Source organism: Pseudomonas sp. FeN3W, from assembly GCA_030263805.2.
Classification (GTDB): Bacteria; Pseudomonadota; Gammaproteobacteria; order Pseudomonadales; family Pseudomonadaceae; genus Stutzerimonas; species Stutzerimonas stutzeri_G.
The window spans coordinates 1,836,156-1,857,055 of sequence record CP136010.1 but is presented as its reverse complement, the minus strand read 5'-3'; the positions used below and the strand labels follow the sequence as shown (position 1 = coordinate 1,857,055).

Below are 20,900 nucleotides of genomic sequence, written 5' to 3'. Positions count from 1 at the left end.
GCATGGGTGCGCTTGCCGCGCCTGCCGAAGGGATCAGTAATTCACGTAGGCAGCATTGTGCCACTGTTTGTGGGGGCTTTCTCTAGACACGACAGCGGAGCCTGTCCGGCTCCGTTGTCATTAGCTACCGCTTACTGCGCCAGTTTCTTGTACTTGACGCGGTGTGGCTGGGAAGCTGCGTCACCGAGGCGCTTCTTACGATCGGCTTCGTACTCGGTGTAGTTGCCTTCGAAGAACACCACACCGCCATCGTCCTCGTAGGAGAGGATGTGGGTGGCGACGCGGTCGAGGAACCAGCGGTCGTGGGAGATCACGATGGCCGAGCCGGGGAAGTCCAGCAGCGCCTCTTCCAGCGAGCGCAGGGTTTCCACGTCGAGGTCGTTGGAGGGTTCGTCGAGCAGCAGAACGTTGGCGCCCTGCTTGAGGGTCAGCGCCAGGTGCAGGCGACCGCGCTCACCACCGGAAAGGTCCTTGACGAACTTCTGCTGGTCGGCGCCCTTGAAGTTGAAGCGGCCAACGTAACCGCGCGATGGCACCTCGTAGTTGCCGATGCGAATCTGATCCAGGCCGTCGGAGACCGCTTCCCAGACGGTCTTGCCACCGTCCAGGTCGTCGCGGCTCTGATCCACGCAGGCCAACTGCACGGTGTCGCCGATTTCGATGCTGCCGGAATCCGGGGTTTCCTTGCCCATCAGCATGCGGAACAGGGTCGACTTACCGGCACCGTTGCCACCGATCACGCCAACGATGGCGCCTTTCGGCACGCTGAAGGAGAGGTCGTCGATCAGTACGCGGTCGCCGTAGCCCTTGGTGACGTTCTTGAATTCGATGACCTTGTCACCCAGGCGCGGGCCGGCCGGGATATAGATTTCGTTGGTCTCTGCGCGTTTCTGGAATTCCTGCGATTGCATTTCCTCGAAGCGCTGCAGACGAGCCTTGGATTTGGACTGGCGGGCCTTGGCGCCTTTGCGCACCCACTCCAGCTCTTCCTTCATGGCCTTTTCATGGGCCGACTGTTGCTTGGACTCCTGCGCCAGACGCGCCGATTTGGCTTCCAGCCAGCCGGAATAGTTGCCTTCGTACGGGATGCCCGCGCCGCGGTCGAGTTCGAGGATCCAGCCGGCGACGTTGTCGAGGAAGTAACGGTCGTGGGTGATCGCCACCACGGTGCCGGGGAAGTCGTGGAGGAAGCGCTCCAGCCAGGCCACCGAGTCGGCGTCCAGGTGGTTGGTCGGTTCGTCCAGCAGCAGCATGTCCGGTGCGGACAGCAGCAGGCGGCACAGTGCGACGCGGCGCTTTTCGCCGCCGGACAGGTGCGCGACCTTGGCGTCCCAGGCCGGCAGGCGCAGAGCGTCGGCGGCGACTTCGAGCTGGCGCTCCAGGTTATGACCGTCGGATGCCTGCAGGATCGCTTCGAGCTTGGCCTGCTCGGCCGCCAGCGCATCGAAGTCGGCGTCCGGCTCGGCGTAGGCGGCATAGACGGCATCCAGGCGGGCCTGGGCGTCCTTGATCACGCCAACCGCTTCCTCGACGACTTCGCGCACGGTCTTTTCCGGATCGAGCTGCGGTTCCTGCGGCAGGTAGCCGACGTTGATGCCCGGCATGGCGCGGGCCTCGCCGTCGAACTCGGTGTCGACGCCGGCCATGATGCGCAGCAGGGTGGACTTGCCCGCGCCGTTCAGGCCGAGCACGCCGATCTTGGCGCCGGGGAAAAACGACAGGGAGATGTTCTTGAGAATCTCGCGTTTCGGCGGAACGACCTTGCTCAGCCGATGCATGGTGTAGACGTATTGAGCCATGGAAACGAATGCCCGTGACAGTGATGAGGGATGCCTGGCCCGAGGCCGTAACGGCCGGGAAAACGGGCGGCATGTAAAGGGCGCAAAGCTACCCGAATGCTCCGCCCAGGGCAAACCGTGGCGGCGCTCCGCGCGGGCTGCGTGCGCGGCGGTCGTTCATCTTGTGCATGACTATCGCTCATACCCGCGGGCGGTCGGATGGGGTAGAATCCGCGCCTCTCTTTTTACCGCCAGCTGATCTCAGAGGACTGCCATGTTCAGCCGTGATTTGACCCTCGCCCGTTTCGACGCCGATCTCTTCGCTGCCATGGAGCAGGAAGCCAAGCGTCAGGAAGACCACATCGAGCTGATCGCCTCGGAGAACTACACCAGCCCGGCGGTGATGGAAGCCCAGGGTTCGGTGCTGACCAACAAGTATGCCGAAGGCTACCCGGGCAAGCGCTACTACGGCGGTTGCGAGTACGTCGACGTGGTCGAGCAGCTTGCGATCGATCGTGCCAAGGAGCTGTTCGGCGCCGACTACGCCAACGTCCAGCCGCACGCCGGTTCCCAGGCCAATGCCGCCGTCTACCTGGCGCTGCTCAGCGCTGGCGACACCATCCTCGGCATGAGCCTGGCCCACGGCGGCCACCTGACCCACGGCGCCAGCGTGTCCTCTTCCGGCAAGCTGTACAACGCCGTGCAGTACGGCATCAACGACCAGGGTCTGATCGACTACGACGAAGTCGAGCGTCTGGCCGTCGAGCACAAGCCGAAGATGATCGTCGCCGGTTTCTCCGCCTACTCGCAGAAGCTGGATTTCGCCCGTTTCCGCGAAATCGCCGACAAGGTCGGTGCCTATCTGTTCGTCGACATGGCCCACGTGGCTGGTCTGGTCGCCGCCGGTGTCTACCCGAACCCGGTGCCGTTCGCCGACGTGGTCACCACCACCACCCACAAGACCCTGCGTGGCCCGCGCGGTGGCCTGATCCTGGCCAGGAAGAACGAGGAGATCGAGAAGAAACTCAACTCCGCGGTCTTCCCCGGCGCCCAGGGCGGTCCGCTGGAGCACGTCATCGCGGCCAAGGCGGTGTGCTTCAAGGAAGCCCTGCAGCCCGAGTTCAAGGCCTACCAGCAACAGGTGGTGAAGAACGCCCAGGCCATGGCCGAAGTGTTCATCCAGCGCGGCTTCGACGTGGTCTCTGGCGGTACCCAGAACCACCTGTTCCTGCTCAGTCTGATCAAGCAGGACATCACCGGCAAGGATGCTGACGCCGCCCTGGGCAACGCGCACATCACCGTTAACAAGAACAGCGTGCCGAACGATCCGCGCTCGCCGTTCGTGACTTCCGGCCTGCGCATCGGCACCCCGGCCGTCACCACTCGTGGCTTCGGCGAGACCGAGTGCCGCGACCTGGCTGGCTGGATCTGCGACATCCTCGACAACATGGGCGATGAGTCGGTGATCGAAGCGGTCCGTGGCAAGGTCGAAGCGGTCTGCGCCAAGTTTCCGGTATACGGCAACTAAGCGTTCGAACGCTGCATCGAAAAGCCCGCGAAAGCGGGCTTTTTGCTGTCTGCAGGTGGTAGGTGCGGCGCGCTTGATCCTGGTCGCCGTAATAGGTGCTCGACACGCTAGACTGCCTGGAACTGCTGGTCCGGAGTTTGGTTGATGTTCAAGCGCGCCACGGGTGTGATCCTGCCGCCACCGGTCATCTATCTGCTGTTTCTCGCCGCGGCCTGGCTGTGGGAGTCGCTGTTGCCGATCGCGTTGCCGCGCGATCTCTGGACGCACTACCTGGGCTGGGGGCTGATCGACGCGGGCGTGGTGCTGATGCTCTGGGCCGGCTTGCTGATGCTCTGGCGCAGAACCACGGTCAATCCCTATGGCAAGCCCGCGAAGCTGCTGGAAGAGGGGCCGTTCGGTTTTTCGCGCAACCCGATCTATTTGGCTGACAGCCTGATCTACTGCGGCATCGCGCTGCTCTGGGGCACGCTGTGGCCGTGGCTGTTGCTTCCCGCCCTGATCTTCACCATGCAGCGCGCTGTCATCGTGCATGAGGAGCGCTTGCTGACCCAGCTGTTTGGCGACGACTATCTGGCGTACTGTGGACGGGTGCGCCGCTGGTTGTGACGGCGATGTCGAGAGTTGTTGTCCTATAGTGAATTCAGACACCGCGGAGTGATGTTCATGACTGATTCCCCCAGTGACCGCCGGCGCTTCCAGCGTATCGAGTTCGATGCCGCCACTGAGCTGGTGCAGGGCGACCGGCGCTGGCCGGTCGAGCTGCATGACCTGTCGCTGAAAGGCCTGCTGGTTCGCCGCCCGGAAGGCTGGGATGCCGATGCAGAAAGGCCGTTCGAGGCGCGGGTGCGCCTGGCCGATGATGCCGAGGTGCGCATGGAGGTGGCGATGGCTCATGAAGAGGGCGATCTGATCGGCTTCGTCTGTCGGCACATCGATCTCGACTCGATCGCCCACCTGCGGCGCCTGGTCGAACTCAACCTCGGCGACGAGGCACTGCTGGAGCGCGAGCTGGCCGCGCTCGGCGGTGAGTAGCGCTCACTCGAACAGCGCGTCGAGCGCCTGCTCCAGGCGCGTCACGGCGATGATCTGTAAACCGGCAGGCGCCTCCTTCGGCGCATTGCCCTTGGGCACGATGGCGCGCTTGAAGCCGTGTTTGGCGGCTTCCTTCAGGCGCTCCTGACCGCTCGGCACCGGGCGAATCTCGCCGGACAGCCCCACCTCGCCGAACACCAGCAGGTCGGTATCCAGCGGGCGATTGCGCAGGCTGGAAATCACCGCGGCCATCAGCGCCAGGTCGGCTGCGGTTTCCAGCACCTTCACGCCGCCCACCACATTGATGAATACGTCCTGATCGTAGGTGGGAATGCTGCCGTGGCGGTGCAGCACGGCCAGCAGCATGGCCAGGCGGTTCTGGTCCAGGCCCAGGGTGACGCGGCGCGGGTTGGCCAGGTGGCTGGTATCGACCAGCGCCTGCACCTCCACCAGCATCGGCCGGGTGCCTTCCCAGGTGGCCATCACCACGCTGCCGGGCACCGACTCCTGGGCGCGGGTGAGGAAGATCGCCGAGGGGTTGGTGACTTCCTTCAGGCCCTTGTCGGTCATGCCGAACACGCCCAGTTCGTTGACCGCGCCGAAGCGGTTCTTCACCGCGCGCAGCAGGCGCAGGCGGCCGTCGGACTCGCCCTCGAAATACAGCACGGTGTCGACCATGTGTTCCAGCACCCGCGGGCCGGCCAGCGCGCCTTCCTTGGTGACGTGGCCGACGAGGAAGATCGCCGTGCCGCTCTGCTTGGCGTAGCGCACCAGCAGCGCCGCGCTCTCGCGCACCTGGGCCACACCGCCGGGCGCCGACTGTAGCTGCTCGGTGAAGATGGTCTGGATCGAGTCGATCACCATCACCTTGGGCTTTTCCAGCCGCGCGGTGGCGATGATCGATTCGATGCAGGTCTCGGTCATCACCTTGAGCCGGTCCTGCGGCAGGTCAAGCCGGCGCGCACGCATCGCCACCTGCTGCTGGGATTCCTCGCCGGTAACGTAGAGCGCCGGGTAGTGCTGGGCGATGGCGCACAGCGTCTGCAGCAGGATGGTCGACTTGCCGATGCCCGGATCGCCGCCGATCAGCACCACCGAACCGTCGACCAGACCGCCGCCGAGCACGCGGTCCAGCTCGCCGGAGGCGGTGGAAAAGCGCGGCACTTCCTCGACACTGACCTCGGCCAGCGTCCGGATGTTGGCCTGCTCCCCAGCCCAACCCGCGCGGCCTGACGGCGGTGCAGCACCTTCGATGATCGTTTCCACCAAGGTATTCCAGGCGCCGCAGTCACCGCACTGGCCGGCCCACTTGGGAAAGGTCGAGCCGCATTCGGTGCAGCCATACATGCGCTTGGCCTTGGCCATGGGAAACTCCGGGTCTGGTAGAGGGTGTCGCATGATAACGGCTGACTTGATCGTCATCAGCCACAAGCGGCGAGGCAGCGGCCAGACTGTAAACAAATCGAACAGGAGTGAGCCCCATGCGACATCTGTTGTTTCTGCACCTGCTGGGCGCCAGTGTCTGGGTGGGCGGGCATCTGGTACTGCTGTGCAGTGTGCTGCCGGGCGCCCTGCGTCGCGGCGATGTGCAGCCGGTACGCCAGTTCGAACAGCTCTACGAGCGCGTCGGAATTCCCGCGCTGTTGCTGCAGATCGTCAGCGGGCTCTGGCTGGCCAGTCTCTGGCTGCCCCATGGGCAGTGGTTCGACTCATCGCCCATGGCGCACCTGGTGCAGGCAAAGCTGATGTTGCTCGGATTTACCGCATTGCTGGGCGTGCATGCGCGGTTGGCATTGATTCCCAAGCTGGATGCGCAGCGCCTGCCGCAACTCGGACTGCATATCGTGCTGATCACCCTGACAGCGGTTGCCTTCGTCTGGGTTGGCTCGGGGTTCCGCTTCGGTGGCCTGTTCTAGCGGGCCACACAGCAAGAAGCCCGCGCATGGCGGGCTTCGTTATCACTGACCGACGCTATCAGCCGCAGCAACCGCCGCAGCAGCTGCCCGACGCGCGCTTGAGATCGCGGGCGATGTCGTCCTTCATTGCCACGCGCTCCTGCTTGAGGGCATTGAGCGCGCTGTCGTCGAGGGTTTCGACACCGTCTTCGACGCGGCAGATGCGCTTGTCCAGCGCTTCGTACTCGTCCGCCTTGCGGGCGAAGGTCGGATCTTCCTGACGCAGTTTCTGCAACTGCTCGCGTTTCTCAGGAAAATCCTTGATCAGGGGGTGATGTTCGACGTGCATGGAAACCGCTCCGGTTTGTCAGGAAGGCGTCCACCTTAGTCGCCCTCCTGCGAGAACCGGTTGACGGCGATCAAGCGAACCTCATTCGCAATAACCGGTCGATGAAAGGCGTACTGTCGTGGCCTGCGCTGGCAAGCCCGCCTATGCTCTACAACGGCGTTCACCGCCATGCCCGAGGGTCGTGGCGGGCGGCCCGGTCATCCACTAAAGGAAAATCTGCGTATGAGTCTGATCAACGAATTCAAGGCGTTTGCCGTGCGAGGAAATGTCGTCGACATGGCCGTGGGTATCATCATCGGCGCTGCCTTCGGCAAGATCGTGTCGTCGTTCGTCGATGGTGTGATCATGCCGCCGCTGGGGCTGCTGATCGGCGGGGTGGACTTCTCTGATCTGGCGATAGTGCTCAAGGAGGCCGTTGGCGAGGCCCCGGCGGTGGTACTGCGGTACGGTGCGTTCATTCAGACCGTGGTTGACTTCGTGATCATCGCCTTTGCCATCTTCATGGCGATCAAGGCCATCAACCATCTCAAGCGCAAGGAAGCCGAGGCGCCATCTGCACCGCCTGCGCCTTCCAAGGAAGAGCTTCTGCTGACCGAGATTCGCGACCTGCTCAAGGAGCAGAGGGGAAGCTGAAGCGGGGCACGCAGGCCCGCGGCGCAGTTACCCGGCGGCTGGCGCCGGGTAACTGGAGGCGATCACTCGGGTTTCGGAGTGTTCGCTGTGCTGGCCGGCAGGATCGGGTAGGCCACCTGCGGCTGCTCGCCGGTGAGGCTGTGGAGGAAGGCAGTGATGGCGCTGACTTCGTCATCCTTGAGCTGACGACCGAGTTGGCTGTCGCCCATGATCGCCACGGCCTGTTCCAGTTCCCAGACCTCACCGCTGTGGAAGTACGGCGGGGTCAGGGCGATGTTGCGCAGCGGGGCGGCGCGGAACACGTACTCGTCGTCGGCGGTATTGGTGACCGTGAAGCGGCCCTTGTCGCCGGCCGGCAGGATGTCGGCACCCGGCTTCTTGATCACGCCGAACGGGAAGTAGCTCTGGCCGCCGACGTTGACGCCGTTGTGGCAGGCGATGCAGCCGACGTCCATGAACAGGGCGAGGCCTTTTTTCTGCTTGTCGTCCAGCGCCTTGTCCTCACCCTTGAGGAAGCGGTCGAACGGCGAGTTCGGCGTGGTCAGGCTGACTTCGAAGGCTTCCAGGGCGTAGGCCATGTTGTCGAAGCTGACCGGGTCCTTGTCGTTGGGGAAGGCCTTCTTGAACTCGGCGGCGTACTCCGGAATGCTCTTGAGCGTCGCCACGACCCGCTCGGGCGTGCTGTTCATCTCGACGCTGGCCTGTACCGGACCCTTGGCTTGCTCCTGCAGGTCCTTGGCGCGGCCATCCCAGAACTGCGCGGCGTTGAACACGGCGTTCAGTACGGTCGGCGAGTTGCGCGGGCCTTTCTGCCAGCCGTGGCCGATGGAGGTCTGCACGTTGTCGCTGCCGCCGATGCTCAGGTTGTGGCAGGTGTTGCAACTGATCACGTGGCTGCTGGACAGGCGTGGATCGAACCATAGCTTGTGGCCAAGCATGGCTTGGTCTTCGCTGACCGCCTGACCGCGGACTTCGGTGACCTTGTCGGGAATCGGCTTGAAGATGGCGCTGGCGCGCTCACGCAGTTCATCGGCGCTCGCTACGCTGGCGAACAGTAGGCTGCTAAGCAACAGGGGAAGGGAAGGGCGCATCACGGATAGCTTCTTTGGTGTTGGCTGGGTCTAGGAGGCACTTTTTGCGCGACTGATAGCTTGATCTGCATCAAGTGGGATGAGCAAGGCGGGTATGACAAATTGTTTCCGGGTATGACCGTGCAGTTCGATCGCGGAGCGATCGACGATTTGCCTGGCGATCCGGCTTGTTCGTGTAGCGCTTATCGGAGTCCGGATCGATAGGTCCGCGGCTGCCGCGATCTGCGGGCACCAGCCTTGCGGCACGGCGGAGGCGACGCCAGAATGGCAGGCATCCACCGTGGCCGCATGCGCCACCCCAGCAAGGATCTCCGATGCCTGACACTGTCGCTGCCGGCTTGCGCCTGGCACCCGATGCGCTGACCCGTCCCTTCGAGCCCAGCCAATTCAATTTCAACGATACCTCCGAACTGGAGCCGTTTCTCGGCGTGCTCGGCCAGGAGCGTGCGGTCGAGGCACTGCAGTTCGGCGTGGCCATGCCGCGTCCGGGATACAACGTTTACGTGATGGGAGAGCCAGGCACCGGGCGCTTCTCGTTCGTACGGCGCTACCTCAAGGCCGAAGGCAAGCGCCTGGATACGCCGTCGGACTGGGTTTACGTGAACAACTTCGACGAGCCGCGCGAGCCTCGCGTGCTGGAGCTGCCACATGGCGGTGCCGCTGCGTTCATCGCCGATATCAATCAGCTGATCGATAACCTGCTGGCGACCTTTCCGGCGGTGTTCGAGCATCCGAGTTTCCAGCAGAAGAAAAGCGCCATCGACCGCGCTTTCAATCAGCGCTACGACAAGGCGCTGGACGTGATCGAGAAGCTCGCCCTGGAAAAGGAGATCGCTCTCTATCGCGACAGCACCAACATCGCCTTCACGCCCATGAAGGAAGGCAAGGCGCTGGACGAAACCGAGTTCGCCCAGCTGCCCGAAGCCGAGCGTGAGCGTTATCACGAAGACATTTCCGCGCTGGAAGTGCGTCTGAACGAGGAGCTCGCCAGCCTGCCGCAGTGGAAGCGCGAGTCGACCAACCAGTTGCGCCAGCTCAATGACGAGACCATCAGCCAGGCACTGCAGCCGCTGCTGGCGCCGCTGTCGGAGAAGTATGCGGAAAACGCCGGCATCGAAGCCTACCTGCAGGCGGTGCAGGTCAACCTGCTGAAGACCGTGGTCGAGCAACTGGTGGACGAGAACCGCCCGGAAGCGCAGAACCGTGTATTGCTGGAAGAGCAGTACAGCCCGAGCCTGGTGGTCGGTCACCCGGTCGATGGTGGCGCGCCGGTGGTATTCGAGCCGCACCCGACCTACGACAACCTGTTCGGTCGCATCGAGTACAACACCGATCAAGGCGCGCTCTACACCAGCTATCGCCAGCTACGTCCGGGTGCGCTGCACCGTGCCAACGGCGGTTTCCTGATGCTCGAGGCCGAGAAGCTGCTGAGCGAGCCCTTCGTCTGGGAAGCGCTCAAGCGCGCCCTGCAATCGCGCAAGCTGAAGATGGAGTCGCCGCTGGCCGAGCTCGGCCGCCTGGCCACGGTGACACTGACGCCACAGGTCATCCCGCTGAACGTCAAGGTGATCATCATCGGCTCGCGCCAGCTCTATTACACGCTGCAGGATCTGGATCCGGACTTCCAGGAAATGTTCCGCGTGTTGGTGGACTTCGACGAGGACATCCCGCTGGCCGAGGACAGCCTCGAGCAGTTCGCCCAGTTGATGAAGACCCGCACCTCGGAAGAAGGCATGGCGCCGCTCAGCGCCGCCGCGGTGGCGCGCCTGGCGACCTACAGCGCGCGGCTGGCCGAGCACCAGGGCCGCCTGTCGGCACGCATTGGCGACCTCTTCCAGCTGGTCAGCGAGGCTGATTTCATCCGCCAGCTGGCCAAGGATGAGGTTACCGATGTCGGTCACATCGAGCGTGCACTGAAAGCCAAGGCCACGCGCACAGGCCGTGTCTCGGCACGGATTCTCGAAGACATTCTGGCCGGCGTGATCCTGATCGACAGCGAGGGCGCGGCGATCGGCAAGTGCAACGGGCTGACGGTGCTGGAAGTCGGCGACTCGGCCTTCGGTATGCCGGCGCGCATTTCCGCCACCGTCTATCCGGGCGGCTCGGGAATCGTCGACATCGAACGCGAGGTTAATCTCGGCCAGCCGATCCACTCCAAGGGCGTGATGATCCTCACCGGCTACCTCGGCAGCCGCTACGCCCAGGAATTTCCGCTGGAGATTTCGGCGAGCATCGCGCTGGAGCAGTCCTACGGCTACGTCGACGGCGACAGCGCTTCGCTGGGCGAGTGCTGCGCACTGATCTCGGCGCTGTCGCGCACGCCGCTCAAGCAGTGCTTCGCCATCACCGGCTCGATCAACCAGTTCGGCGAGGTGCAGGCGGTCGGCGGGGTCAACGAGAAGATCGAAGGCTTCTTCCGGCTCTGCGAGGCGCGCGGGCTGACCGGCGAGCAGGGGGTGATCATCCCGTTCGCCAATGTCACCACGCTGATGCTCGACGAGCGCGTGCTGGAGGCGGTGCGCCAGCAGCAGTTCCACGTCTATGCTGTCAGGCAGGTGGATGAGGCGCTGTCGCTGCTGGCCGGTGAGGACGTGGGTGCGGCCAACGAGCTGGGCCATTTCCCCAAAGGCAGCGTGAACGCCCGGGTGGTCGAGCGGTTGCGCGACATTGCCGAGATCGAACTCGAGGAAGAAGGTAAGAGCGAACCGGCGCAGGCTGAGCAAGGGGCGTCCGAGGAGAACAGGTAACGCTCGCCACTGTGCGGTTTTTGAACGGAACGATAGCTCGCGCGGCGGGTCTGCAGTGGAGGAGGGCATCCACCCTCCATCCACAGGATTATCCACAGCTTCAGGGGATAAACAGGCTCTCGCGCTACATCCGTACAGGATGTTCCCGCGGCGGCCCGACGCGAGGACTGCCGTCATGCCACACAATCTTTGTCTGAACCGCCAGTGCTTGGGCCTGGTTACTCGAATCGAATGCGCCATACGCCCACTTGCTGGCGGCAATGGGTTGTGGACGCTGCTCTGTGCGGCTGGTCTGGCAGACGGGCAACCCACTGCAATCAAGGTCCAGGGCCCATTCCACGGGCCTGCCATGGCCGAATCGGTGCTTGCGGCGATCGCCGACAACCTGATGGGGCAGGGCTATTGTGAATCCGATGACCCATCCATCTGGCAACTGCATATGCAAGCTGAGCTGCGTCGGGTGAACGCCAATCAGGCGCGCTTTCTCGGTGGCTGGGAGTCGCGCCCTTAAGCCAGCTTCATCGCAGGCCGGTCGCGTTTCGACCCGGCTGCAGCGGGGGCCTCGTCGGAGCCGGTGAACTTCTTATCCACATGCGTCGAGCGCACCTTGGCCTGCCTTGGTGCGCTCGGCATGGCTGCGTATACTCGCGCCTTCCTCATTTTCTGCTGTGAGACCTCATGGAGCGCATCCTCGAAAATGCCATGTATGCCGCCCGTTGGCTGCTGGCGCCCATCTATTTCGGTCTGGCGTTCGCCCTGTTGGCGCTGGCGATCAAGTTCTTTCAGGAAATCTTCCATATCCTCCCGGCGATTCTCGCGCTCAGCGAGGCCGAGCTGATTCTCAAGCTCCTGTCACTGATCGACATGGCGCTGGTTGGCGGGCTGCTGGTGATGGTGATGATCTCCGGTTACGAGAACTTCGTTTCTCAGCTCGATATCGAGGAAGGCAAGGAAAAGCTCGACTGGCTTGGCAAGATGGACTCCGGATCGCTGAAGATGAAGGTCGCTGCCTCCATCGTCGCTATCTCGTCGATTCACCTGCTACGCATGTTCATGGATGCTCAGCAGCTCGATAGCGAAAAGCTGATGTGGTACGTGATCATTCATCTCACCTTCGTGGTTTCGGCGTTCGCCATGGGCTATCTCGACAAGCTCACCAAGCACTGATCGTCCCTCTGCAGGTGCGAGCCCCGAAAAGCTGTACAGAATTTGTTTTTTGTTAAATATTCTGTACTGCTTTTCAAAGGGCAAGCGCCATGAACCTTCAGAACCTCGCCACTCATGCCCAGGCCGGGCGTATCGACGCCCTTGAGCTGATTTCGCTCGAGGGTGGCATCTATCTTCTCGACATCTACCTGCAGGGCCAGCGGCATAGCCTGATCGACGCGCGCGGCGAGGTGTGGCATCTGCGTTCCGTCGAGCACGCTCGTGATTTGTTGCGCGAGCTGCCGGAGCTGCCCTTTCATCTGGTGCAGCAATCGCCGTACGACGAGATGTGCGGTCTTGCCGAGGGCGTCCGCGAGCCATTGCGTGTGCCGATCGGCATGCGTTCGCAGTGGTGACGGCCGGCGGCAAGCGCGCCAGCAGCGCCCTGTTCGGTAAGCGTCAGGGGCGTTGCTCGTGAGCGTCGCCGCGCTGCGCCTGGTGCTCGGCGACCAGTTGAGCTTCGAACTCTCCGCCCTGGATGGGCTCGATCCGGCGCGTGACCGGGTGCTACTCGCCGAGGTCGCCGGGGAAGCCGGACACGTTCCGCATCATCCGCAGAAGATCGTCTTTCTGTTCAGCGCCATGCGGCACTTCGCCGAGGCGTTGCGCAAACGCGGGATCACGGTGGATTACGTGACACTCGACGATCCCGCCAACAGCGGTTCGTTGGCCGGGGAGCTGGCGCGCTTCGCCGAACGCTATCGACCTGACGAAATCCATGTCACCGAGGCCGGTGACTGGCGGGTCGAACAGGCGCTCAAGAGTAGGGGGCTTTCGATCACCTGGCATGTCGACCGCCGCTTCCTCTGCTCGCGGACCGGGTTCGCCAGTTGGGCCAGAGGCAAGCGACAGTTGCGCATGGAGTTCTTCTATCGCGAGATGCGTCGTCAAACGGGTCTTCTGCTGAATCTGGATGGCACACCGGAGGGCGGTGTATGGAATCTCGATGCGGGCAACCGCAAGCCGCTGCCACGCGGCTTGCACGGTCCGATCACCTTGCGCTTCGCCGCTGATGACATCACGCGGGCTGTGCAAGCGTTGGTGAAAGTACGCTTCGCGCATCACTACGGTCGTCTGGATGGCTTCGATTACCCCGTCACCCACGCCGAGGCCGAACAGCTCTGGCTGCATTTTCTCGATTTCGGTTTGGCCGCTTTCGGTGACTACCAGGACGCCATGGCCAGCGGGGAACCGTTCCTGTTTCATGCGCGCATCGGCGCCGCGCTCAATGTCGGCCTGCTTGACCTGCGCCGCCTGTGTGATGACGTGGAGGCCGCCTACCGGCAGGGGCACGTCGGGCTGAACGCTGCCGAGGGCTTCATTCGCCAGTTGATCGGTTGGCGTGAGTATGTGCGCGGCATCTATTGGTTGCAGATGCCGGACTACGCGCAACGCAATGCCCTTGGCAATTCCAGGCCGCTGCCGGAGTTCTACTGGACCGGGCAAACGCGCATGACCTGCATGCGCCAGGTGATCGGGCAGACGCTGGAGCACGCTTACGCTCACCATATCCAGCGGCTGATGGTGACCGGTAATTTCGCGCTGCTCGCCGGCATCGCACCGCCCGCGCTGTGCGATTGGTACCTGGCGGTCTATATGGATGCGTTCGACTGGGTGGAGCTGCCCAACGTGCTGGGCATGGTGCTGCATGCCGACGGCGGGTACCTGGGTTCCAAGCCTTACTGTGCCAGTGGCCAGTACATCAAGCGCATGTCCAACTATTGTCAGGATTGCTCTTACAAGGTGGGCGAGAGCACGACGGATGATGCCTGTCCGTTCAACGCCTTGTACTGGCACTTTCTCATGCGCCACCGCGAGCAGTTGCAGGGTAATCCGCGAATGAGCATGGTCTATCGCAATCTCGCGCGCATGGATGACAGCAAGCAGCAGGCGCTGTGGCAGCGCGGCGAGTCGCTGCTGGCGCGCCTGGATGGTGGGCGCGCGCTGTGAGAAAGAAAGCGGACCTGCCATTCAAGTGCTGCGCCGCCTGCAACCTGCCGTTTGCCTGGCGAAAGAAGTGGTCGCGCTGCTGGGATGAGGTGCGTTATTGCTCCGAACGTTGTCGGCGCAGTCGGCAGAGCGAGTAATGGAAGCACTGCCGACGGCGATGCGAAGTGGGTGGCTGCGTCCGCTCGCTGCAGCTGTGCTAGGCTGGCCGACCTTTTTTCCTCTCGGAGCCCGGCATGACCGACCTCAATCTCTCTACTGACGAAACCCGTGTGAGCTACGGCATCGGCCGCCAGCTGGGCGACCAGCTGCGTGACAATCCCCCGCCGGGCGTCAGTCTCGATGCGGTGATCGCCGGTATTCGTGATGCGTTTGCCGGTGCTGCCAGCCAGGTCAGCCCGGAAGCGCTGAACGCCAGCTTCGCGGTGATCCGCGAGCGCATGCAGGCTGAGGCGCAGCAGAAGGCTGAAGCCGCCGCCGCCGAAGGTCGTGCCTTCCTCGTCGAGAACGCCAAGCGCGAAGGCGTTGTGGTACTGGAGTCGGGTCTGCAATACGAAGTACTGACGACCGGAGAGGGTGCCAAGCCGTCCCGCGAGGACAGCGTGCGTACGCACTACCACGGCACGCTGATCGACGGCAGTGTGTTCGACAGCTCCTATCAGCGTGGCCAGCCTGCCGAGTTTCCGGTGGGCGGCGTGATTGCAGGCTGGACCGAAGCCCTACAGCTGATGAATGCCGGCAGCAAGTGGCGCTTGTACGTACCAAGCGAGCTGGCCTATGGCGCTCAGGGCGTTGGCAGTATCCCGCCGCACAGCACGCTGGTGTTCGACGTCGAACTGCTGGACGTGCTTTAAACGGCTTCAAGCCGGGGCACATGCAGGAGCGGGCCATGCCCGCGAATCCAGGCGTAGGTTGGGTTGAGGAGCGAAGCGACGAAGCCCAACATGCTATGGCTGTGCCTGTTGGGCTTCGCTACGCTCAGCACCAACCTACGCTGCTTCAAGGACGCAACGCCCTGGCATAGCTGAACAGGAACAGGTTTCGGACCTGTTCCTTGAGCACGCAGGGTTCACTCGTGCTCAACTCCTGCACATCGAGATCGCCTTGTTCTCGCAACTCTTCCAGCGCATCCCCTTCGAGTGAAACGCATACGGCACCGGTATTGCGGTCGAGTATGCGCAGGTAGGGTTGTGGGCGATCCAGCCAGGCATCTATCAGATAAGTCATTCGGCACCTCCAATTCATTCCCGTAATGAGAATAATTGTTATTTGCAAATATGCAAGCGCAAATGTTTCCAGTCACGCCGGTAGATGGAAGGGTGCTAAGTCAGAGGTTGACGGCTGCGCTCGAGGCGCAGCGTGGATATTGCTGGATGTGCTGTCAGTGCGTGCGCGCCACGGCGAAGCGGCAGAGCTCGACCAGGGCATCGCGATACCGATTCGCGGGGATTACTTCGAGGCAGGCAACGGCGCGTTCGGCATAGTCGCGGGCGAGCTTGGCGGTGTAGTCCAGCGCACCCGATGCCTCGACAGCGGCGCGGATGCTTTCCAGATCTTCCAGGCCGCCCTTTTGGATGGCCTTGCGCACCAGGGCGGCTTGGTCGGCGGTGCCTTCGCGCATGGTGTAGATCAGCGGAAGGGTAGGCTTGCCTTCGGCGAGGTCGTCGCCGACGTTCTTGCCGAGAGTTTCCGCGTCACCCTGATAATCGAGCAGATCATCGACCAGCTGGAAGGCTATGCCGAGGTGGTCGCCGAAGGTGCGCAGCGCTTCACGCTGCTCTTCGCTGGCGCCGGCCAGGGTGGCGGCACTGTGGGTCGAGGCTTCGAAGAGCATCGCGGTCTTGCCGCGGATGACTTCCATATAGATTTCTTCGGTGGTGCTGGCGTCGCGGACCTTCGACAGTTGCAGCACTTCGCCTTCGGCGATGACTCGCGTTGCCTGGGAGATGATGCGCATCACCGGCATGGAATCCAGTTCCACCATCATTTCGAACGAGCGTGCATATAGAAAGTCGCCAACCAGTACGCTTGGGGCATTGCCCCAAAGGGCGTTGGCGGTCGAGCGGCCGCGGCGCATGCCGGACATGTCGACGACGTCGTCGTGCAGCAGTGTGGAGGTATGCAGGAATTCGATGATGGCGGCCAGCAGGCGCAGTTGCTCGCCCTGATGACCGAGCGCGCTGCCACTGAGCAGCACCAGCAAGGGGCGCAGGCGCTTGCCGCCGGCCGACGTGATGTAATCCCCGATCTTTTCCACCAGAGGAACGCGCGAAGTCAGTTGCTTGCGGATGATGCCGTCGACAGCGGCAAAATCGTCCGCCACAACTTGATAGAAAGACTGGGGTTGCATCGGGGACTCCTCGCAGATTGCGCGGCATGCTAGGGGGCGGGTCTGGCACTGTCAAGGCAACCCCAGTTGGCTATTGCGCGGGGTGTATCGCATGCGTACAATCGCGGACCCTGAACTTCCCCCTGGGCATTTCCCTGCCTTACGCAATTGCACGGGCGTCACCTTCCGGCCCCATGCAGCCATGCCAGCCACTAATCATTCTTTCAAAGCGCTGGGTGAGCAGGATCAACGGAGATACACAGATGTACGCAGTTATCGTAACCGGCGGCAAGCAATACAAAGTTGCCGAAGGCGAATACCTCAAGATTGAAAAACTCGAAGTTGCGACCGGCGAAGCTGTCACTTTTGACCGCGTTCTGCTGATCGGCAACGGCGATGATGTAAAGATCGGCGCTCCGGTGGTCGATGGTGCCAAGGTTACCGCTGAAGTGATCGCCCAGGGCCGTCACGACAAGGTCACCATCATCAAATTCCGCCGTCGTAAGCACCACATGAAGCGTCAGGGCCACCGTCAGTGGTTCACTGAGGTCAAAATCACCGGTATTCAGGGCTAATCGGGCCTGAATCCCCTTATAGGAGTATTGAACTCATGGCACACAAAAAAGCTGGCGGTTCTACCCGCAACGGTCGCGACTCAGAAGCCAAACGCCTTGGCGTGAAGATGTACGGCGGCCAGGCCATCAAGGCCGGCAACATCATCGTGCGTCAGCGCGGCACTCAGTTCCATGCCGGTTACGGCGTTGGCATGGGCAAGGATCACACCCTGTTCGCGAAAGTGGAAGGCGTGATCAAGTTCGAAGTGAAGGGCGCTTTTGGCCGTCGCTACGTGAGCGTCGTCGCAGCCTAACTGCGTCGTTGCTGGAAAAGCCCTGTCATGCGACGGGGCTTTTTTGTTTCTGTATCCTGTGAGGCTCTTGCAAAGAACTGCTCGGTGCTCATTCAGTTTTCGCTGGGTTTTTTGCAAGACCCTTACGTTTCTTGTTTCCTAAGCCCGTCCTGCGACGGGAGGCGTTCCCATGAAATTCGTCGATGAAGTATCGATTTTTGTAAAGGCCGGCGACGGCGGCAACGGCATGATGAGTTTTCGTCGTGAGAAGTTCATCGAAAAGGGTGGCCCCAACGGCGGCGATGGCGGTGACGGCGGCTCGGTGTATCTGGAGGCCGACGAGAACCTCAACACGCTGGTGGACTACCGCTACACCCGTCGCTTCAATGCGCAGAACGGGCAGAAGGGCGGTAGTACCGACTGTACAGGCGCCAAGGGTGAGGATCTTGTCCTGCCGGTGCCGGTTGGTACCACCATCATCGATGCGGCTACCCAGGAGATCATGGGCGACCTCACCAAGCCGGGGCAGCGCCTGCTGGTGGCTCAAGGCGGCTGGCATGGGCTGGGCAATACGCGCTTCAAGTCCAGCACCAATCGCGCGCCGCGGCAAACCACGCCGGGCAAGCCGGGTGATGCTCGTGATCTCAAGCTCGAGCTGAAGGTGTTGGCGGATGTCGGTCTGCTGGGCTTGCCGAATGCCGGTAAGAGCACCTTCATTCGCTCGGTGTCGGCGGCCAAGCCCAAGGTCGCTGACTACCCGTTCACCACGCTGGTGCCGAACCTCGGTGTTGTCAGTGTCGGACGCTACAAGAGCTTCGTGATTGCCGACATTCCGGGGCTCATCGAGGGGGCGGCCGAAGGTGCGGGGCTGGGGATTCGCTTCCTCAAGCACTTGGCGCGTACTCGCCTGCTGCTGCACCTGGTGGATATGGCTCCGTTAGATGGTAGCGACCCGGCTGATGCGGCGGAGGTGATCCTGCATGAGCTGGAGAAGTTCAGCCCGGCGCTGACGCAGCGCGATCGCTGGTTGGTGCTGAACAAGGCTGATCAGCTGCTGGAAGACGAGCGTGAGCAACGTGTCCGGCAGGTGGTCGAGCGCTTGGACTGGAAGGGTCCTGTATTCGTCATCTCCGCGCTGGAGAGCGAGGGTACCGAAGCGCTGAGTCAGGCGATCATGCGTTATCTGGATGAGCGCACTGTGCGCATCGCCGAAGAGCCTGACTACGCCGAGGCCCTGGCCGAGCTCGATCGCCAGATCGAAGATGAGGCGCGGGCCCGCTTGCAGGAGCTGGATGATCAGCGTGCGTTGCGCCGCGCTGGCGTCAAGGCGGCCGATGAGGTCGAAGACGACGACTTCGATGACGATGATGATGACGAGGGTGGTGCCGAGATCATCTACGTGCGCTAAGTCGAACCCCGGGCCGCTGCGCGGCCTGGTCAGGCGAGTGGTCGGTGGGCTGCCTCGTGCGCAGTCCGATCCGAAAGTGTTTTGGCCGTATAGAAGGCGGGAACGATGCGGGACAAGGTGAGCGGTGCGCGGCGCTGGGTGGTCAAGATCGGCAGTGCGCTGCTGACCGCCGACGGCCGCGGGCTCGATCAGGCTGCGATGGCGGTCTGGGTCGATCAGATGGTGGCCTTGCGCGAGGCAGGTGTGGAGCTCGTGCTGGTGTCGTCGGGTGCGGTTGCTGCGGGCATGAGTCGTCTTGGTTGGAGTTCTCGACCGAAGGCTGTGCATGAGTTGCAGGCGGCCGCCGCTGTCGGACAGATGGGCTTGATTCGCGCCTGGGAATCCAGCTTCGCTCGCTGCGATCAGCAGACGGCGCAAATTCTCGTCACTCACGACGATCTCTCGGATCGCAAGCGCTACCTCAATGCGCGCAGCACGCTGCGTACGCTCATCGATCTCGGTGTGGTGCCGGTCATCAACGAGAACGACACGGTGGTCACTGACGAAATCCGCTTTGGCGACAACGACACGCTTGCTGCACTGGTCGCCAACCTGGTCGAGGCCGATCTGCTGGTCATCCTGACCGACCGGGACGGCATGTTCGACGCCGACCCGCGTTTCAATCCTCAAGCCAATCTCATCAGTGAGGCGCGCGCCGACGATCCTGCGTTGGATGCAGTGGCTGGCGGCACGGGAGGGGCGCTGGGGCGTGGCGGCATGCAGACCAAGCTTCGTGCGGCGCGCCTGGCAGCGCGCTCTGGCGCGCATACGGTGATCGTTGGTGGGCGCATCGAGCTGGTGCTGGCGCGGCTCAAGGCGGGTGATCGCCTGGGGACGCTGCTGGCGCCGGAGTGCAGTCGGCATGCGGCGCGCAAGCAATGGTTGGCCGGGCACCTGCAAACGCGTGGCACGCTGACGCTGGACGACGGTGCTGTGCACGCGCTGCGCCAGGGTAACCGCAGCCTGCTGCCGGTTGGGGTCAGGGCTGTGCAGGGGGCGTTTCGTCGTGGCGAGATGGTCGTCTGTGTCGGCCCGCAGGGTTCGGAGGTCGCGCGCGGTCTGGTGAACTACAGTGCAGCCGAGGCGCAGCGCATCCTTGGGCGGCCATCAGATGAAATTGAAAAGCTGCTCGGGTATGTCGACGAGCCGGAGCTTATCCATCGCGACAACATGATTCTGGTCTGAGGTGAGGATGCGTTTAGCCAATTTTTCGCTGGTTTTTGGGTTGCTCATCCCTTCGCTGGCGTTGGCCGAGCAGGTCGGTGAGGTGGATACGGTCTTCAAGTGGCTCGGGCCGAATCACAAGATCGTCGTGGAGGCGTTCGACGATCCCTTGGTCGATGGTGTGACCTGCTATCTGTCTCGCGCCAAGACCGGTGGAATCAAGGGCGGGCTGGGGCTCGCGGAGGATCGTGCCGAGGCGTCGATCGCCTGTCGCCAGGTGGGGCCGATTCGCATCAACGGCAAGCTCAAAGATGGCGATGTAGTGTTCAAGGAGCGCACCTCGCTGGTGTTCAAGACCATGCAGGTGGTGCGCTTCTTTGATGAGTCGCGTAATACCTTGGTTTATCTGGTCTACAGCGATCGCGTCATCGAGGGTAGTCCGCAGAATGCGGTGACGGCGATTCCGATTCTGCCTTGGCCGGTTGCGCCGTAACTTGCGCATCGGCCCATCCTTCGCGAGTGGGGCAAAATTTGGGAATAAAAAAACCGGCGCTAGGCCGGTTTTTTCAAGAACCTGCAGTTAGGCTGCAGCAGCTTCGCCGAGGGCCTTGATGTGGCCGTTCAGGCGGCTCTTGTGACGAGCAGCTTTGTTCTTGTGGATGATGCCTTTGTCGGCCATGCGGTCAATGACCGGCACAGCAGCAGTGTAGGCTGTGCGAGCCTTGTCCAGGTCTTTGGCGTCGATGGCCTTGACCACATTCTTGATGTAGGTACGAACCATGGAGCGCAAGCTGGCATTGTGGCTGCGACGCTTCTCAGCCTGAATTGCGCGTTTTTTGGCGGAAGGGCTGTTGGCCACCGTCGAACTCCTCGAAAACTTGGGGGATTGCAAAGCAAATAAGGCCGC

General features: G+C 62.6%; 24 protein-coding genes. 17 read left to right on the top strand and 7 right to left on the bottom strand.

The features are described from left to right. Window positions 1-131: 131 nt before the first annotated feature. Window positions 132-1,799: an energy-dependent translational throttle protein EttA gene (gene ettA / locus P5704_008840; protein WOF80564.1), complete on the bottom strand. Its 1,668-nt coding sequence runs from the start codon at window positions 1,797-1,799 to the stop codon at window positions 132-134. Window positions 1,800-2,052: 253 nt separating this feature from the next. On the opposite strand from ettA, the gene glyA reads away from it, so the two are divergent. From glyA to P5704_008825, 3 genes are all read left to right on the top strand, one after another. Further along, on the top strand, window positions 2,053-3,306 hold the full coding sequence (gene glyA / locus P5704_008835; protein WOF80563.1) for a serine hydroxymethyltransferase: 1,254 nt from the start codon (window positions 2,053-2,055) through the stop codon (window positions 3,304-3,306). Between the two features lie 144 nt (window positions 3,307-3,450). After that, complete coding sequence (locus P5704_008830) at window positions 3,451-3,912, top strand: isoprenylcysteine carboxylmethyltransferase family protein (GenBank protein ID WOF80562.1); 462 nt, start codon at window positions 3,451-3,453, stop codon at window positions 3,910-3,912. A gap of 57 nt (window positions 3,913-3,969) precedes the next feature. Next, window positions 3,970-4,338, top strand: coding sequence for a PilZ domain-containing protein (locus P5704_008825; protein WOF80561.1), 369 nt, complete (start codon window positions 3,970-3,972; stop codon window positions 4,336-4,338). 3 nt (window positions 4,339-4,341) lie between these two features. Here the strand turns inward: P5704_008825 and radA are convergent, their stop codons facing one another. Then, window positions 4,342-5,703 carry a DNA repair protein RadA gene (gene radA / locus P5704_008820; protein WOF80560.1) on the bottom strand — a complete coding sequence of 454 codons (1,362 nt, stop codon included), beginning with the start codon at window positions 5,701-5,703 and terminating at the stop codon, window positions 4,342-4,344. 116 nt (window positions 5,704-5,819) lie between these two features. On the opposite strand from radA, the gene P5704_008815 reads away from it, so the two are divergent. Then, window positions 5,820-6,254, top strand: a complete 435-nt coding sequence (locus P5704_008815; GenBank protein WOF80559.1) for a CopD family protein — start codon at window positions 5,820-5,822, stop codon at window positions 6,252-6,254. A gap of 58 nt (window positions 6,255-6,312) precedes the next feature. On the opposite strand, the gene P5704_008810 is transcribed toward P5704_008815, so the two are convergent. Further along, the gene (locus P5704_008810; protein WOF80558.1) at window positions 6,313-6,582 is read right to left on the bottom strand and encodes a DUF465 domain-containing protein; all 270 of its coding nucleotides are present in this window, start codon (window positions 6,580-6,582) and stop codon (window positions 6,313-6,315) included. Between the two features lie 222 nt (window positions 6,583-6,804). On the opposite strand from P5704_008810, the gene mscL reads away from it, so the two are divergent. Next, complete coding sequence (gene mscL / locus P5704_008805) at window positions 6,805-7,215, top strand: large-conductance mechanosensitive channel protein MscL (GenBank protein ID WOF80557.1); 411 nt, start codon at window positions 6,805-6,807, stop codon at window positions 7,213-7,215. Between the two features lie 62 nt (window positions 7,216-7,277). Here mscL and P5704_008800 read toward each other — a convergent pair whose 3' ends face one another. Then, window positions 7,278-8,306, bottom strand: coding sequence for a cytochrome-c peroxidase (locus P5704_008800; protein WOF81194.1), 1,029 nt, complete (start codon window positions 8,304-8,306; stop codon window positions 7,278-7,280). Window positions 8,307-8,620: 314 nt separating this feature from the next. Here P5704_008800 and P5704_008795 point away from each other — a divergent pair, with 314 nt between their 5' ends. From P5704_008795 to P5704_008765, 7 genes are all read left to right on the top strand, one after another. After that, window positions 8,621-11,053: an ATP-binding protein gene (locus P5704_008795; protein WOF80556.1), complete on the top strand. Its 2,433-nt coding sequence runs from the start codon at window positions 8,621-8,623 to the stop codon at window positions 11,051-11,053. 175 nt (window positions 11,054-11,228) lie between these two features. After that, on the top strand, window positions 11,229-11,564 hold the full coding sequence (locus P5704_008790) for a hypothetical protein (protein ID WOF80555.1): 336 nt from the start codon (window positions 11,229-11,231) through the stop codon (window positions 11,562-11,564). Between the two features lie 167 nt (window positions 11,565-11,731). Beyond that, window positions 11,732-12,220, top strand: coding sequence for a TIGR00645 family protein (locus P5704_008785; GenBank protein WOF80554.1), 489 nt, complete (start codon window positions 11,732-11,734; stop codon window positions 12,218-12,220). An 89-nt stretch (window positions 12,221-12,309) separates the two neighbouring features. Then, window positions 12,310-12,615, top strand: coding sequence for a DUF6482 family protein (locus tag P5704_008780; protein ID WOF80553.1), 306 nt, complete (start codon window positions 12,310-12,312; stop codon window positions 12,613-12,615). A gap of 58 nt (window positions 12,616-12,673) precedes the next feature. Beyond that, a complete protein-coding gene (locus P5704_008775; GenBank protein ID WOF80552.1) occupies window positions 12,674-14,209 on the top strand; it encodes a cryptochrome/photolyase family protein in 1,536 nt (511 codons plus the stop codon). Then, the gene (locus P5704_008770) at window positions 14,206-14,346 is read left to right on the top strand and encodes a DUF2256 domain-containing protein (protein ID WOF80551.1); all 141 of its coding nucleotides are present in this window, start codon (window positions 14,206-14,208) and stop codon (window positions 14,344-14,346) included. Before P5704_008775 ends, P5704_008770 begins: the two co-directional genes overlap by 4 nt. 96 nt (window positions 14,347-14,442) lie before the next feature. Further along, window positions 14,443-15,060 carry an FKBP-type peptidyl-prolyl cis-trans isomerase gene (locus tag P5704_008765; protein WOF80550.1) on the top strand — a complete coding sequence of 206 codons (618 nt, stop codon included), beginning with the start codon at window positions 14,443-14,445 and terminating at the stop codon, window positions 15,058-15,060. A 145-nt stretch (window positions 15,061-15,205) separates the two neighbouring features. Here the strand turns inward: P5704_008765 and P5704_008760 are convergent, their stop codons facing one another. Next, complete coding sequence (locus tag P5704_008760; GenBank protein WOF80549.1) at window positions 15,206-15,433, bottom strand: hypothetical protein; 228 nt, start codon at window positions 15,431-15,433, stop codon at window positions 15,206-15,208. 154 nt (window positions 15,434-15,587) lie between these two features. Beyond that, window positions 15,588-16,556: a polyprenyl synthetase family protein gene (locus tag P5704_008755; protein WOF80548.1), complete on the bottom strand. Its 969-nt coding sequence runs from the start codon at window positions 16,554-16,556 to the stop codon at window positions 15,588-15,590. Window positions 16,557-16,798: 242 nt separating this feature from the next. On the opposite strand from P5704_008755, the gene rplU reads away from it, so the two are divergent. The 5 genes from rplU (at window position 16,799) to P5704_008730 (ending at window position 20,486) form a co-directional block, all read left to right on the top strand. Then, window positions 16,799-17,110, top strand: coding sequence for a 50S ribosomal protein L21 (gene rplU, locus P5704_008750; GenBank protein ID WOF80547.1), 312 nt, complete (start codon window positions 16,799-16,801; stop codon window positions 17,108-17,110). Window positions 17,111-17,145: 35 nt separating this feature from the next. Further along, a complete protein-coding gene (gene rpmA / locus P5704_008745) occupies window positions 17,146-17,403 on the top strand; it encodes a 50S ribosomal protein L27 (GenBank protein ID WOF80546.1) in 258 nt (85 codons plus the stop codon). Window positions 17,404-17,572: 169 nt separating this feature from the next. Continuing rightward, window positions 17,573-18,790 carry an Obg family GTPase CgtA gene (gene cgtA / locus P5704_008740; GenBank protein ID WOF80545.1) on the top strand — a complete coding sequence of 406 codons (1,218 nt, stop codon included), beginning with the start codon at window positions 17,573-17,575 and terminating at the stop codon, window positions 18,788-18,790. Window positions 18,791-18,895: 105 nt separating this feature from the next. Next, on the top strand, window positions 18,896-20,014 hold the full coding sequence (gene proB, locus P5704_008735) for a glutamate 5-kinase (GenBank protein ID WOF80544.1): 1,119 nt from the start codon (window positions 18,896-18,898) through the stop codon (window positions 20,012-20,014). A 7-nt stretch (window positions 20,015-20,021) separates the two neighbouring features. Next, complete coding sequence (locus P5704_008730) at window positions 20,022-20,486, top strand: CreA family protein (protein WOF80543.1); 465 nt, start codon at window positions 20,022-20,024, stop codon at window positions 20,484-20,486. A gap of 87 nt (window positions 20,487-20,573) precedes the next feature. Here P5704_008730 and rpsT read toward each other — a convergent pair whose 3' ends face one another. Further along, entirely contained in the window at window positions 20,574-20,852 is a 279-nt protein-coding gene (rpsT, locus tag P5704_008725; protein ID WOF80542.1) for a 30S ribosomal protein S20, read from the bottom strand. Between the last annotated feature and the right edge of the window lie 48 nt (window positions 20,853-20,900).